The following is a 13,543-nucleotide window of genomic DNA, read 5'->3' as shown; positions in this document are numbered from 1 at the left end:
TGCTCTTCCAGTGATGGATCTGGTCAGTCCCACCATGCGCAAGGTCGTCAAGGCATCTGCGCGGCTGGCGCCGCCGCAGGGCATCGGGGCCAGCGTACAAGAGCTGCGCGCGGCCTACTGTGAAGAACGCCGTTTCTGGAACGAGGGTGGGGCGGTCATGGCGTCGAGCCACGACGAGATGATCCAGACCCGGCACGGGGCGGTGCTGTTGCGGCATCACCGTCCCACTGCGAGCCAGGACCTTCCCGTTGTCCTCTACATTCATGGCGGCGGTTGGGTGCTGGGCTGTCTCGACACGCATGACCGCATCATGCGGAGCCTGGCCGCCGAGGCGGGTGCGGTCGTGGTGGGGATCGACTATTCGTTGTCTCCCGAGGCACGATTCCCGGTCGCCATCGAACAGTGCGTGGATGCCATCAAAGAGTTGGTGGCCGCTGGACACCGCCCGATCGCCCTCGCTGGGGACAGTGCTGGCGCCACCATGGCGCTGGCCGCCACCCTTGCCCTGCGTGAGGAGGCCGGGGTGGATGCCGTGGGCCTGGTGAGTGGGCTGTTGCTCTACTACGGCATGTACGGGCTGCGCGACTCGACCTCGCGTCGCCTCTTCGGTGGGCCGTGGGACGGCATGTCCGCCGATGACCTCGCCTACTACGAAGGCAGCTACCTGACCTGCCCGGAAGAGGTCTCCAGCCCGCTGGTCGACCTGTTGTCGGCCGACCTCACGCATGGCATTCCCCCTTGTCACCTGGTGGCAGCCCAGTTCGATCCGCTGCGCGATGACTCACATGCCTTGGCAGCAATCCTGCAGCAGCGAGGGGTTCGTTGCAGCCTCCGGGAGTCACCGGGTGTCCTGCACGGCTTCCTGCACTACGCGCGACTGCTGCCCGAAGCGCGGACCGCCCTCGCCAGTGGTGCTGCCTTCCTGACAGACCTCTTCAACTCCGACAAACCGTCGAGCCACAACACCTAGGAGAATCACGATGGACTTCAAGCTCAATGACGAACAGCTGTTGCTGGTCCAAAACGTCCGGGAGCTCATGGAACGGGAGAACTGGGAGCCCTACTTTGCCCAGTGCGATCGTGACCACGAATATCCCGAGCGTTGGGTCAAGGCCCTGTGTGACCTCGGCTTCGACCTGATCATGCTTCCCGAGGAGCATGGCGGTCTGGACATGGGGCTCGTCACCCTCACGGCGGTCTACGAGGAGCTGGGTCGCTGGGGTGCACCCACCTACGTGCTCTACCAGCTCCCCTGCTTCGACACGATCCTGCGCGAGGGAACCCCCGAGCAGATTGAGAAGGTGCTCGCCTATGTCGGTACCGGCAAGCAGATCTGGAACTCAGCGTGCACCGAGCCCGGCGCCGGCTCTGACGTCGGCAGCTTGCAGACCAACTACACGCGTCGTGACGGAAAGATCTACCTGAACGGTCACAAGACCTTCATCACCTCTTCCCGGCATGTCCCCTTCTTGGTGGTGATGGCGCGCAATGCCGACCAGCCCGACCAGTTCACGGAGTTCTTCCTTGACATGAGTCTGCCCGGCATCCGGGTGGAGCCGTTGGAGAAGCTGGGCCTGCGGATGGACAGCTGCTCCGACGTCTACTTCGACGATGTCGAACTCTCCGAGTCCGACATCTTTGGCGCCGAAGGCAATGGCTTCCGTCGCGGTATCAAGGACTTCGACTTCGAACGCTTCCTGGTGGCGGCCAGCGACTATGCCGTGGCCATCTCGGCCTTCGAGGACGCCGCCCGCTACGCCAACGCGCGGATCCAGTTCGGCAAGCCCATCGGCCGATTCCAGCTGAACCAGCTCAAGTTCACGGAGATGGCAATCAAGCTCAATGCGATGAAGAACATGGTCTACGAGGCCGCCTGGCATCACGACAACGATGAGATGACCTCGACGATGGCCGCCATGTGCAAGTACTACTGCGTCAACGCTGCCTTCGAGGTCGTCGACGACGCGATGCAGGTGATGGCCGGCATCGGTGTTGCAGGTGACCACCGCATCCAGCGCATCTGGCGGGACCTTCGTGTTGATCGGGTCAGCGGCGGGACCGACGAGATGATGATCCTCACCGTGGCCAAGGGCGTCCTGCGCCAGTTCGCAAAGTGAGGCAGCCATGACCACCACGAAGAAACCCTCCTTTGGCGTTCTCGATGATGTGAAGGTTGTCTACGCCGCGATGGAGCTGGCTGTCCCGCGTGCTGCCGGCCTGATGGGGGAATGGGGTGCCGATGTCACCTGGCTGGAGAACACCGCGGCCGGTGACACCATCCGCGACACTCGAAACATCAAGCAGGCCGAACGACGTAACCAGCGCAGCGTTGCCCTCGACTACTTCTGCGAGGAAGGTCGCGAGGTTCTGCTGCGGATGCTCAAGGATGCCGATGTCTTCATCGAGTCGAGCAAGGGCGGTACCTGGGCCCGTAAGGGCATCACCGACGAGGTGCTGTGGGAGGCCAATCCGCGGTTGGTGATCGTCCACGTCTCGGGCTACGGCCAGACGGGGGTGCCCGAGCGCTCCTCGCGTGCGGCATACGACCTGACGGTGATGGCCTACTCCGGGTACATGGCCCAGAACGGCTCACCTGACCAGCCGATCAACCCGGGCCCCTATGCGGGTGACTACATCAACAGCCTGATGATCGCCAGCGCCACGCTGGCGGCGCTGCACAAGGTGAATCGCACCGGCCAGGGCGAGTCCATCGACGTCGCGATGTACGAGACCCTGCTGGCCATTGGGCAGTACTACCTGGTGGATTACCTGAACGACGGTGTCATCTGGCCCCGCCCTGGCGCCCGGAACCAAAATCTCTGCGCGATTGGTGAATACCGCTGTGCCGACGGCTTCATCGGGCTTTGCGTGTATGGCGTCCAGCAGAACAAGTACCTGCTCGAGACCATCGGACTCGGTGAGTTGTGGGGTACGCCGGACTATCCGGAGGACTGCAGCGCCCTGTGGCTGTCCAGCCCGAAGGCCGAACTCATCGAGCAGAAGCTCGAGGAGTATCTGGCCACTCGCAAGACCCTTGACGTCGAGGCCGACTTCTCTGCTCATCGGATTGCAGCCCAGAAGGTCAACGAGTTCCCTGACCTGCTGGCCGAAGAGCACCTGCGCCGCCGTGGCGTCTGGAGTGAATGGCAGACCAACGACGGCGAGACCTTCAAGGGCTTGGGAATCTTCCCCCACTTCACCCGAAATCCCGGCCAGATGTGGCGTCCCATGCCGGACCACGGTCAGGACACGGCAGAGGCTCTCCATGCCCTGGGGTACACCGCCGAACAGATCGAGCAGCTGAGCCGATCCGGCGTCATCAAGCAAGCCAACTAGGAAAGGAACGACCATGCGCATCATTGCATGCTTCAAGGCAACACCCGACGATGCGGACATCAGCATCGGCCGGGACGGCTCCCTCGACCTGTCCCGCGCCAGCTGGAAGATTGGCAGCTACGATCTCAACGCCATCGAGGCAGCCCGGCAGCTGGCAGACCAGCTCGGCGGCGAGGTCATTGGCCTCACGGTGGGTGGCGCCCAGCTCGACAACACGAAGCTGCGCAAGGACGCACTGTCGCGCGGCCTGGACCAGTTGACCATCGTCACAGGGGATACCGAGGGCGACAGCTTCCAGACGGCAAGCCTGCTGGCTGCCGCCATTCGTGAGCTTGGCGCGGTCGACCTCGTGCTGCTCGGCGCCGGCAGCTCCGACCGCTACGCACAGCAGGTTGGCAACATTCTGGGAGGTCTGCTTGGCCTGCCGACCCTCAACGCTGTTGACCATGTGGAACCCGCCGAGGGGGGTCTGCGCGTTGAGCGGGCGCTGGAAAGCCAGACCCAGATACTGGCTGTCGATCTGCCCGCCGTCCTCTCGGTGACATCCGGGATCAACACCCCCCGTATCCCCGGCATGCGGGACATTCTGGCCGCCGGAAAGAAGCCCGTCACGATGACCAGTGCAGAGCCCCCCGCGGCTTCCACTCGGCTGGTGTCGGTCACGGCCCCGCAACAACAGGCACGTCAGCAGAAGGTCATCGAGGGCGAGCCGGCCGAGGTTGCTGCTCAGCTCGCCGCCTTCATCACGTCTCTCTGAAGGGAAGAACATGGATAACATCTGGATCGTCAACCACGACATGCAACGCGGCAATGGGCTGGCCAGTGCGGTCAGAAGCCTGTCCGCGACCGTCAACGCCATCAGCGTGGGGGCTGGTCCCCTCAGCTCTGCCGACCTCACCCTGATGATGGACGTGGACGGCTCGGTGCCCGCTGAGTCGTACGCCGGCAGCGTTGCCGATGCCCTGGCGGCACGTGGTGCTCAGTGCATCGTCTTCCAGGACGGCACGCAGGATCGGCTGCTGGCCGGTCTGGTTGCGGCCCGTCTGGGGGTCAGTGCCGTCGTCGCCGCCGAACTGCCAACTGAGCCGTCCACGGTCAACCGGCTTGCCCATGGTGGTCTCGCCATTGCCACGGAGCAGGTGGTGGCCGAGACCACGGTGCTGGTGGTTTCCAGCCTGCCGGCCATCGAACAGCCGTCGGCTGGAGTCGGAGCGACGGAAGCTTTGGCGGGCACACCCCTGCAGGGCGTGCGGATCATCGAAGAGCGGCCCACCGCCGGCAGCACCGTCGATCTGGGCGCGGCTCGCCGCGTAGTGGGCGTCGGACGTGGCTTCGCAAGTCAGGACGACCTTGCCTTGGCCCAGGGCGTTGCCGACAAGCTCGGTGCCGAGCTGGCCTGCACCCGGCCCATTGCCGAAGGGGTCGGGTGGATGCCCCCTGAGCGTTACCTCGGTGTGTCCGGCGCGGCCATCAAGCCCGACCTCTACCTCGCGATCGGTCTGTCCGGTCAGGTCCAGCACATGGTGGGTGTGAACCAGTCAAAGGTGATCGTCGCCATCAACAAGGACAAGAACGCGCCGATCTTCAGCCACGTGGACTTCGGGATTGTCGGCGACCTGTACCAGGTGCTGCCCGAGTTGGCCAAGCAGCTGTAGCCGGGCCGAGTGAGGAGCAGGACGGTGAGTACCATCGCGTCGGGCACGACCACGGCATCGCTGTGGGAATGGTCACGCACGGCCCATGGCCAGCGAACCTTCCTCGTCCACCTGGACGAGCAAGGCAACCGCATCGAACTCAGCTATGCCGAGATGGCCGCACGGATCCACCGGTGCGCCCATGCCTTCGTCGAGCTGGGTGTCGGTTTCGGTGACACCGTCCTGCTCCAGTTGCGCAACACCCCCACCATGCTGGCCACCTTGTTCGGGCTGGCGGAGATCGGCGCCATTGCGGTACCCCTCGGTATGGGTGCCAGCGCCGCCGAGATCAATCGAGCCATCCGACGCACCTCATGTGCCTGGATTGTCGTGGAGGCGGACCGGCTTGAATGTCATCGGACCGCTCTCGTCGGCCAGCCCGATGTGCGGGCTGTTCTGGTGGCCGGAGCACCCTCTGCCCAGCCATCCATGCCCTGTCCGACCCTGGCTCTCGACACGTTGGTGGAGGGCCAGGCCGACAGTCCAGTGCAGGCGCCGCTCAATTCGGAGACGGTTACCGAGATCCTCTACACCTCTGGTTCCACCGCCGCGCCCAAGGGGGTGCTCATCACCCAGGGAAATCTGGTCTTCTCGGGCCAGTACGGAGTCTGGCAGACGTCGCTCCGCCCCGATGACCGATTGCTCACCACGATGCCGGCCTGCCATTCGAACTTCCAGCTGGCCGCTCTGACACCGGTGCTGGTGGCTGGGGCCACCCTCGTGATGGTCGAGCGCTATTCGGCGCACAGCTACTGGGAGACGGTGCGCACAGAGAGGGCCACCGTCATCCAACTCATCTCGATGATGGCCCGCACAATGCTCCTCCAACCTCCGAATCCACTGGACGCGCAGCACAGCGTGCGTGAGGTGCAGTACTTCATCGCGATCAGCGACGAGGAGAAGGCCGCCTTCGAGCAGCGCTTCGGGCTGCACCTGATGAACTGCTATGGGTCAACTGAGTCGATTGGCTGGGCCCTGACTGACCCACCGGTGGGTGAGCGTCGCTGGCCTTCGGTGGGCAGGCCCGGGCTGGGTTATCAGGTGGGTATCTTCGACGAGGATGGCCACCAGCTGGACCCCCACCAAGTGGGTGAGATCCGGATCAAGGGGATTCCAGGCCACAGCCTCACCATTGGCTACCACGATGACCCCCGGACCACTCGCCAGGCCCTGAGCCCCGATGGCTGGCTGTGTACGGGCGACCAGGGCTATTGCGACGAGGATGGCTGGTTCTACTTTGTGGACCGCCGAATCGACATGATCAAACGAGCTGGTGAGAACATTTCGGCCACCGAGGTGGAGACAGTTCTAAGCGCGCATCCGTTGATCGCCGAGGCTGCGGTGGTGGCCCTTCCCGACTCGTTGCGTGACGCCACCGTGAAGGCCTTCGTCCGCCCCGTGCCGGGTGCGATTCTCACGGCAAGGCAGGTGATCGACCACTGTGCTGAACACCTCAACAGCTACAAGGTCCCCGAACTCGTGGAGCTGGTGGACCACTTCCCCCGTACCGAGTCGATGAAGATCGCGAAGGCGGAGCTCTCGCGCCTGTCACTGAGCCCCTGCAAGAAAACGAATCAACCGTTCGAAAGGAATATCTGATGGGAAAGATCAACACTGCCATGGTCGGCCAGACCTTTGGCCCCTTCGTGCGCGACTACACCTTCCGCGACCTGGAACTGTTCGCGTTGGGCTGCGGCGCCGGTATCGACGGCAAGAACGACCTAGTCTACCTCAATGAGCACGATGAGCGTGATCCGCAGCTGAAGGTGCTGCCCATGTTCGGTGCCATGCCCATCGTCGACTCCGAGGTGACCCGCACCATCGACTATGGGTACAACTACGCCGGGTCCCTGCACTGGGGCTTCGACTTGCGCTTCCACAAGCCCATCACGAAGATGGCCGACCGGTTGGAGACGAAGGTGCGGCTGGAAGGGTTGTTCGATCGTGGTGAAGGTCGCGGCCTGCTGGCCCAGCACATCGGGGACACGTACGACTCCGAAGGAAATCTGCTGTTCACCAACGAGTCCTGGGACTGCCTGATCTATGACGGTGGCTGGGGCGGCCCGGCGGCACCGAAGGATGTCGTCGACATGCCGGACCGGGCGCCCGACGCGGAGGTCATTGAGACCATCCCGACGAACCAGGCTCTGATCTACCGACTCTCCGGGGATTTCCATCCACAGCACATCGACTGGGAGTACGCCGCAGCCAACGGCGAACCGCGACCAATCTTGCACGCCATCAGCTATGCGGGAGTCGTCATGCGGCACTTCATCTCCACCTTCATCCCCGACCAGCCCGAACGCCTGACCCGCTTCAAGACCCGGATCACTTCACCGGTGCACCCCGGCACCACCCTCACCACCCAGCTGTGGCAGGTGGGCGAGAACGAGGCCCGCTTCAAGTTGGTCGACACCAACAGTCCAGAGGCAAAGCCGCACCTCAACTGGGGGATCATCGAGTGGAAGTAACTGCCATGGCCCGAACGGGTGCCCCCCGGATCGACGACGTGCCCATGAATCATTTCCTGCGCAAGATCATTGTTTTCAGCAGCGGGGGAGCCTTCCTGGACGGTTACGTCCTGTCGATCATCGGGGTGGCGCTCGTCCAGGCCACCATCCAGTTGCACCTCAGTGACTTCCAGGTGGCAGCCACTGGGGCAGCCGCGCTGGCGGGAATCTTCTTCGGTTCTCTGGCTGGTGGGTACTTCACCGACCGTTTCGGCCGACGGGTGATGTTCATCATCGACATATCGGCCATCGGCCTGGCCTCCGCGCTGGCTCTCGTGATCGACGCCGGATGGCAGCTGCTGGTTCTGCGGTTGCTGCTCGGCTTCTTCATCGGCGCCGACTACCCGATCGCGACATCGTTGATCGCCGAGTTCACGCCGATCTCACACCGCAGCGTCGGCATGGGGCTCGTAGCCGGGGCTTGGTATCTGGGCGCCACGGTGGCTGCCTTCATCGGCTGGCTTCTCTATGACGTAACACGGGGCTGGCGCTGGATGCTGGCGTCGGCGGTCATCCCATGCGTTGGGCTGCTCGTCGGACGGCATGACATCCCGGAGTCGCCACGCTGGCTGGCCCAACGAGGACAGCTGCACCAGGCGCATGAGGTGGCCGTCCAGGTCTTCGGTGCCGATGTCAACCTCGATGACGAGCAAAGTCCCGATCGACGCGGGCTGGGGACAATCCTCCGCGGTGGCTACTTGGTGCGAGTGCTCTACCTTGGGGTACTCGTGCTCTGTCAGGTGGTGCCGATGTATGCCATCTACACCTTCGGCCCGCGCATCATGGGTGCCCTGGGGCTGGAACATGGGCGCTCGGGGGTGTTGGGCGAGGCTGTTGTCAGCTTCCTTTTCCTGGTCGGAACGTATCCAGCGATCAAATGGCTCGACTCCATCGGCCGGCGCCCCCTGCTCATCGGTTCACTGGGCATGATGACCGTGGGGTTGATGGTGCTGGGCATCTGGGCCCACGCCCCAATTCTCGTGGTGCTGCTCGGTTTCGGCACCTATGCCTTCTTCTCCGGCGGGCCCGGAATCCTGCAATGGCTCTACCCCAATGAGCTGTTCCCCACGGAAGTGCGGGCCACCGCGGTGGGCATTGCCATCGCCATCAGCCGGATCGGGGTGGTGTTCTCCACCTACGGCCTGCCGCTCTTCCTGCAGCGCTGGGGCATCGGGCCGACCATGTGTGTCGGCGCCGGCCTATTGCTGCTCGCCCTCGTCCTCTCGCTGGGTCTGGCCCCCGAAACCCGGGGTCGCCCGCTGGAGCAGACCAGTTCCCTGGATCACCCCACCCGCCCGTCACCGACGGGCACATCTCCGATGGAAGGAAAACACCATGGCTGACTTCGATGCGATCGTCGTTGGCTCAGGATGCGCCGGTCCTGTGGCCGCACACGAGCTGGCCAAGGCCGGCAAGAACGTCCTGGTCATCGAACGTGGCAACACCTGTGGCGCGAAAAATGTCTCGGGTGGACGCCTCTACACGCATGCCCTGCGAGCCGTCTTCCCCGACTACAAGACCGACGCACCGCTGGAGCGGCGCATCGTCCGCGAACGCATCACCATGCTGGCCCACGATGCAGCCACCACCGTGGACTACACCGACGAGCTGATGCGCAAGGAGCAGTACGAGTCCTGGTCGGTGCTGCGAGCACGCTTCGATCCTTGGCTGGCCGCGCGGGCCGAAGCGGCCGGGGCGGAATACATCAACGGCATCGCCGTCGAGTCACTGATCAAGGAGGGTGACCGAGTCGTGGGCGTACGCGCCGGTGGTGACGAGATCACCGCCGACGTGGTGCTGTTGTGCGATGGCGTGGGTTCCCTGCTGACGTCGTCGGCCGTCGGCGCACGCGCTTTGCAGTCCCGGCACGTGGCGGTAGGGGTGAAGGAGGTGATCGCGCTGCCTGAACGTGTCATTTCAGACCGTTCGATGTGTGCCGACGAAGACGGAATGGCCTGGATGTTCGTCGGGGATGCGTCCAAGGGCCATGTCGGCGGTGGCTTCCTGTACACCAACCGGGAGAGCATCTCGGTGGGCATCGTGGCCCCCATCTCGGACCTCTACGAATCCGAGACTCCCATCTACCAGCTTCTGGAGGACTTCAAGCGGCACCCGGACGTGGCTCCGGTCCTGGCCGGCGGCGAGGTGGTGGAACACTCTGGACACATGGTGGCCGAGGGGGGCTTTGACGCGATGCCTCCCCTGATTGGAGACGGTGTGCTGCTGGCCGGTGAGTCGGCCCTCATGTGCATCAACGCGGGTTACACGGTGCGGGGCATGGACTTGGCCATCGCGGCGGGCATGCACGCCGGACGAGCGGCTGCCGAAGCCCTGGAACAGGGTGACACCTCCGCCGCCGGGCTGGCCGGCTACCGAGCGGCTTTGGAGAACTCCTTCGTCCTCAAGGACCTGCGGACCCTGCGGCACTTCCCAAATTTCATGGAGACGACGCCGCGGGTCTTCGACAGCTACCCGGACATGGTGCGCGACGTCATGCGCTCGGTCTTCCTGGCCGACGGAACACCAGTGAAGCCGCTACGCAAGCAACTGGCCCCCATCATCCGGCGGATGGGGCTTCGTCATCTGGCAATGGATCTCGGCAAGGGAATGAGGGCACTGTGAAACACATCGAACCGATCACGGTCAACGTGGACGCCTACCTGGCGTCGAACAAGTACAACGTCGACGAGGACCACCCACACATCGTGATGGTGGACGAGCCCAGTGACGAGGAGTTCGACAAACTCGTGTTGGTCTGTCCAGCAGCCTTGTACAAGCGCGACGCCGAAGGCAACAAGACCTTTGACCACGCGGGCTGCCTGGAATGTGGAACCTGCCGGGTCGTGAGCCTCGGCAAGGCCTTGTCCCGCTGGGAGTTTCCGCAGCCGACAATGGGAGTCGAGTATCGCCATGGCTAGAGGAGGGTGAGGCGTCGGAAGCGTCAGATCAGGGCCTGACCCGCGACCAGCCCCATCTCCACCACGATCTTGACCAGCAGGCAGAACAGGAAGCCGTCGTAGCCGCTCAGCCGACGGACCCGAACTGGGCCACGGCCCAGGATCTCGGCCCACACATAGGCCAGCAGACCCGCATCCAGCGGGAGCCCGGGCATCAGCAAGATCCAGAACCAGAACCAGCGGGTTCCCCGTCGGGCGGCACCGGCGATCACCAGACCGAACTCCATCACCCCCAGCGCCATAGCGGGCAGGTATTCCCAGGTGACGTAGGTGTTGTGCATGGGGTCGCGGTGTTCGCTGAACTGGAGGTAGGCGAGCTCCAGCCCCGTGGGTCTGGGTTCGCCGTAGCTGATGTCTGGGTCCGCGTGTTTGGCCGCGACTGGCGCCACTTCCGCCAGCGGGATCCAGTGGTGGCGGTGCAGCGCATCCGTCCACTCCAGGTACTCACCCGTATCCGAGGACGCATCCGTTCCCCCCTGGAAACTGGTGCCCAGCAACTGGCCCAGCACTCCGTCGGGCTGCTCCTGCTGTCGCGTGGTGGAGGTCACCCGATGCCCCGTGATCGCTGCCTCCGCCTCCGCGACGGTGGCTCGCTGGGGCACAGCCCAGAGAGTGCCCAGGATGCTCAGCAGCCACAGGGTGAGCAGCAGGGTGGTGATGATCTTCTCCCCACGGCCCAGTTGCCCGAAACCGATCCCTGAGCGGGATGCGGTGCGGGGCTGGCTGGTATGGGGTGAAGCGGGTGTGGCCATGCTCCAGTGTGCTGCGGACAAGGGCCAAGGGCCAACCCGGGAAAGAAGGCTGCCGGCCAGAGGAGTTCTGGCCGGCAGCGTGGCTTCGTCGCGTGCGAGTGGTCAGCGGGGGCCGTCGGTGCGCACCTCGATGGTCTTGAGATCCTTGGAGACCTCCACCATCACCTCGCTGCCAGCCTTGGTGCCGCGCACGTCATAGGAACCGTCGGGGTCCTTCTGCACGCTCTCCACGGTCACCGCGGCGTCCTTGGCCTTGACGGCGGCCGTGACCTCGGCGGTCTCGTCCGCGGTGGCTGCGGTGTGCTGATGGCCGCCCTTGCCGTCACGCTCACCCACGGTGTGGGCGGTGATGGTCTTGAGGTCCTTGCTGACCTCATAGCCGGTGCGGTTGCCGCTCTTGGTGCCCATCACGTGGTAGTTGCCGTCGGTGTCCTTCATGACGTGGTCGACGGCGAAGGCGGAGTCCTTGGCCTTGATGGCGTTGGTGACCTTGGTGAGTTCGTCGCCGGTCACCTCGGTGCCCCGCATCCCGTGCCCTCCGCGGCCCCCCTGCTCACCGCCACCACCTTGGCCATGACCGGCCGGGGCGCCGTAGCCGGAGCCATTGGTGGGGGTGGTGGTCTCGGCATTCGCGTTCAGGGCCGCGGTGGCGCCACCGGCAACGATCAGGCCGGCGACCGCGACGCTGGCAAAGGTTGCGGCCTTCTTCTTGTCGGGCATGGTTCACTCCTGGTTCTGACCGGCAGTCCTTCTGCCGGGCAGCAACCACCATGGCGACGTGGGCTGGGGCGCCCCTGTCGCAGACCTGTCAGCAGGCTGTGGATCGGGCGGGCGCGGGATCAGCCGTGCGCCTGTTCCACCAGGGCGAATGGCTCCGACGGGTCCGTGTCCCGACGGTGATAGAGCACCAGGGCCGCCAGCATCGCACCGAAGCTGGTGCCGGCCGCCAGGCCGATGGCCACATAGGTGGACCCGAGCAGCAGCCAGGTGGCGTCCACCGGATTCTCGTCGGTGATGGCGAAGACGCCGCGGTAGAGCATCACGCCGGGCATCAGCGCGGCGACGGCGGTGGAGGTGAGGGCCACCAGGGGAGTGTGCAACCAGTGCACCAGCATTCGCGCGACGAATCCCACCACCAAGGCGGCGATTGCAACGCGCGCCGGGTGGGAGCCCGTCGCCCAGCCGGCCGCCAGGTAACTGGTCCACAGCAGCAGCCCCAGCGCCGTGGTGATGGCCAGGGCCTTGGCGCGCATCGTGAAGCGGACTCCGAAGGCCAACGCCACCAGGGCGGAGCAGACCAGCTGTGACAGGTGGTTGGGGTTCTGGCTGGCGCCGGGCTCCAGCTGGGTGGTGACTCCGAGGACGCGTGCGAGCCACAGCGTCGTCACCAGCCCCAACACGATGCCGCCGGTGGTGACCACCACCTCGACGGTCCGCGCCCCGGCACCCAGGAAACTGCCGTCGATGGCGTCGCCCGCGGCGGCGACGGTCCCCATCCCCGCCAGGAGGGAGACCATGCCGGCGGCGATCACCAAGGAGGGGTCCATTGGCGGCACCCATGACGGGATCCAGCGCTGCACCGCGAGGGCCAGCACCGCCAACGTGGTGGGGATCGCGGCACAGACCGCGGTGGTGAAGAAGCTGCCCGGGCTCCAACGTTCCAGTTGCTGGCGCGCCTCGTCCACCAACAATGTGGACACCGCACCGACGGCCATGTCAGTGCCGTTGCCGCCGATCAGCAGGGCGATGGTGGCACCCAGGAGGCATGCCGCCAACCGCCCGAACCATCGGGGGTGGGCGTAGGGTGCGGCCACGAGATGGTTGAGACGGGCGGTGGCGGTCTCCACGTCAAGTTCCCCGCGCCGCACGAGCGTGACCAGGTTCTCCACCCGCTCCAACCGGTCATAGTCGATCTGGGTGGAGGCGACGGAGCGCATGATGGTGATCGGGGTGGCCGCGCCCAGCGGTTCATAGCTGAGCAGGATCCGCGAATAGGTCACGTCCAACTGCACCGGCAGCCCGAAGGCCTGCGACACCCTACGGATGAGGGCCTCGGTTCGGGCGGCACTGGATCCGGACCTGAGCGCCAGTTCCCCCACCCGTACCGCCAGTTCGGTGATCGCTCGGGCCCGGCCATCGGGCACGTCGACGTCGGGCAGCAGGTCCATCTCCTCGCGTGCCGTCTCGGCGGCATTGGAGGCAGGGCCCTGGCCCTGTGAGGCGACTGACTCGGACATGACCCTCCCCGGGGGAATCGTCGGCGCGCGGTGCGCACGGCCGCACAGTCTTTCATT

The 13,543-nt window shown here is 64.9% G+C and carries 13 protein-coding genes; 10 read left to right on the top strand and 3 right to left on the bottom strand.

Annotated features, from left to right (window positions below; all coding sequences use genetic code 11):
• Positions 1 to 13: 13 nt before the first annotated feature.
• Genes AAEX60_RS07370 through AAEX60_RS07325 form a run of 10 tightly spaced genes read left to right on the top strand, consistent with a single transcriptional unit; the run spans position 14 to position 10,458 of the window.
• A complete protein-coding gene (locus AAEX60_RS07370; protein WP_342102302.1) occupies positions 14 to 970 on the top strand; it encodes an alpha/beta hydrolase fold domain-containing protein in 957 nt (318 codons plus the stop codon).
• 10 nt (positions 971 to 980) lie between these two features.
• Positions 981 to 2,117: a crotonobetainyl-CoA dehydrogenase gene (gene caiA / locus AAEX60_RS07365; RefSeq protein WP_342102299.1), complete on the top strand. Its 1,137-nt coding sequence runs from the start codon at positions 981 to 983 to the stop codon at positions 2,115 to 2,117.
• Between the two features lie 7 nt (positions 2,118 to 2,124).
• Complete coding sequence (gene caiB, locus AAEX60_RS07360; RefSeq protein WP_342102297.1) at positions 2,125 to 3,336, top strand: L-carnitine CoA-transferase; 1,212 nt, start codon at positions 2,125 to 2,127, stop codon at positions 3,334 to 3,336.
• A gap of 13 nt (positions 3,337 to 3,349) precedes the next feature.
• Positions 3,350 to 4,093 carry a putative electron transfer flavoprotein FixA gene (gene fixA, locus AAEX60_RS07355; protein WP_342102296.1) on the top strand — a complete coding sequence of 248 codons (744 nt, stop codon included), beginning with the start codon at positions 3,350 to 3,352 and terminating at the stop codon, positions 4,091 to 4,093.
• Complete coding sequence (locus AAEX60_RS07350) at positions 4,056 to 4,991, top strand: electron transfer flavoprotein subunit alpha/FixB family protein (RefSeq protein ID WP_342102295.1); 936 nt, start codon at positions 4,056 to 4,058, stop codon at positions 4,989 to 4,991. The genes fixA and AAEX60_RS07350 overlap by 38 nt, the downstream gene beginning before the upstream one ends.
• A gap of 24 nt (positions 4,992 to 5,015) precedes the next feature.
• Positions 5,016 to 6,629 carry an AMP-binding protein gene (locus AAEX60_RS07345; RefSeq protein ID WP_342102294.1) on the top strand — a complete coding sequence of 538 codons (1,614 nt, stop codon included), beginning with the start codon at positions 5,016 to 5,018 and terminating at the stop codon, positions 6,627 to 6,629.
• Positions 6,629 to 7,501: a MaoC/PaaZ C-terminal domain-containing protein gene (locus AAEX60_RS07340; RefSeq protein WP_342102292.1), complete on the top strand. Its 873-nt coding sequence runs from the start codon at positions 6,629 to 6,631 to the stop codon at positions 7,499 to 7,501. The genes AAEX60_RS07345 and AAEX60_RS07340 overlap by 1 nt, the downstream gene beginning before the upstream one ends.
• Positions 7,402 to 8,883: an MFS transporter gene (locus tag AAEX60_RS07335; protein ID WP_342102288.1), complete on the top strand. Its 1,482-nt coding sequence runs from the start codon at positions 7,402 to 7,404 to the stop codon at positions 8,881 to 8,883. Before AAEX60_RS07340 ends, AAEX60_RS07335 begins: the two co-directional genes overlap by 100 nt.
• Entirely contained in the window at positions 8,876 to 10,162 is a 1,287-nt protein-coding gene (locus AAEX60_RS07330; protein ID WP_342102285.1) for an FAD-dependent oxidoreductase, read from the top strand. The genes AAEX60_RS07335 and AAEX60_RS07330 overlap by 8 nt, the downstream gene beginning before the upstream one ends.
• The gene (locus AAEX60_RS07325) at positions 10,159 to 10,458 is read left to right on the top strand and encodes a ferredoxin family protein (protein ID WP_342102283.1); all 300 of its coding nucleotides are present in this window, start codon (positions 10,159 to 10,161) and stop codon (positions 10,456 to 10,458) included. Before AAEX60_RS07330 ends, AAEX60_RS07325 begins: the two co-directional genes overlap by 4 nt.
• Before the next feature lie 23 nt (positions 10,459 to 10,481).
• On the opposite strand, the gene AAEX60_RS07320 is transcribed toward AAEX60_RS07325, so the two are convergent.
• From AAEX60_RS07320 to AAEX60_RS07310, 3 genes are all read right to left on the bottom strand, one after another.
• Positions 10,482 to 11,249 (bottom strand): hypothetical protein, encoded by a 768-nt coding sequence (locus AAEX60_RS07320; RefSeq protein WP_342102280.1) that lies wholly within the window; start codon positions 11,247 to 11,249, stop codon positions 10,482 to 10,484.
• Between the two features lie 102 nt (positions 11,250 to 11,351).
• Positions 11,352 to 11,969 (bottom strand): hypothetical protein, encoded by a 618-nt coding sequence (locus AAEX60_RS07315; protein ID WP_342102279.1) that lies wholly within the window; start codon positions 11,967 to 11,969, stop codon positions 11,352 to 11,354.
• 119 nt (positions 11,970 to 12,088) lie between these two features.
• Entirely contained in the window at positions 12,089 to 13,486 is a 1,398-nt protein-coding gene (locus AAEX60_RS07310; protein ID WP_342102278.1) for a threonine/serine ThrE exporter family protein, read from the bottom strand.
• Positions 13,487 to 13,543: the final 57 nt, after the last annotated feature.

The sequence above is a fragment of the Luteococcus sp. H101 genome (assembly GCF_038433155.1).
In the GTDB taxonomy this organism is placed as follows: domain Bacteria; phylum Actinomycetota; class Actinomycetes; order Propionibacteriales; family Propionibacteriaceae; genus Luteococcus.
The sequence above is the reverse complement of the archived record's forward strand: the minus strand, read 5'-3'. Positions and strand labels throughout refer to the sequence as shown.

Excerpts from the sequence above, each read along its gene's own strand:
- AAEX60_RS07370 (WP_342102302.1), top strand. The coding sequence starts at position 14 with ATGGATCTGGTCAGTCCCACCATGCGCAAGGTCGTCAAGGCATCTGCG.
- caiA (WP_342102299.1), top strand. The coding sequence starts at position 981 with ATGGACTTCAAGCTCAATGACGAACAGCTGTTGCTGGTCCAAAACGTC.
- caiB (WP_342102297.1), top strand. The coding sequence starts at position 2,125 with ATGACCACCACGAAGAAACCCTCCTTTGGCGTTCTCGATGATGTGAAG.
- fixA (WP_342102296.1), top strand. The coding sequence starts at position 3,350 with ATGCGCATCATTGCATGCTTCAAGGCAACACCCGACGATGCGGACATC.
- AAEX60_RS07340 (WP_342102292.1), top strand. The coding sequence starts at position 6,629 with ATGGGAAAGATCAACACTGCCATGGTCGGCCAGACCTTTGGCCCCTTC.
- AAEX60_RS07330 (WP_342102285.1), top strand. The coding sequence starts at position 8,876 with ATGGCTGACTTCGATGCGATCGTCGTTGGCTCAGGATGCGCCGGTCCT.
- AAEX60_RS07320 (WP_342102280.1), bottom strand. The coding sequence starts at position 11,249 with ATGGCCACACCCGCTTCACCCCATACCAGCCAGCCCCGCACCGCATCC.
- AAEX60_RS07315 (WP_342102279.1), bottom strand. The coding sequence starts at position 11,969 with ATGCCCGACAAGAAGAAGGCCGCAACCTTTGCCAGCGTCGCGGTCGCC.
- AAEX60_RS07310 (WP_342102278.1), bottom strand. The coding sequence starts at position 13,486 with ATGTCCGAGTCAGTCGCCTCACAGGGCCAGGGCCCTGCCTCCAATGCC.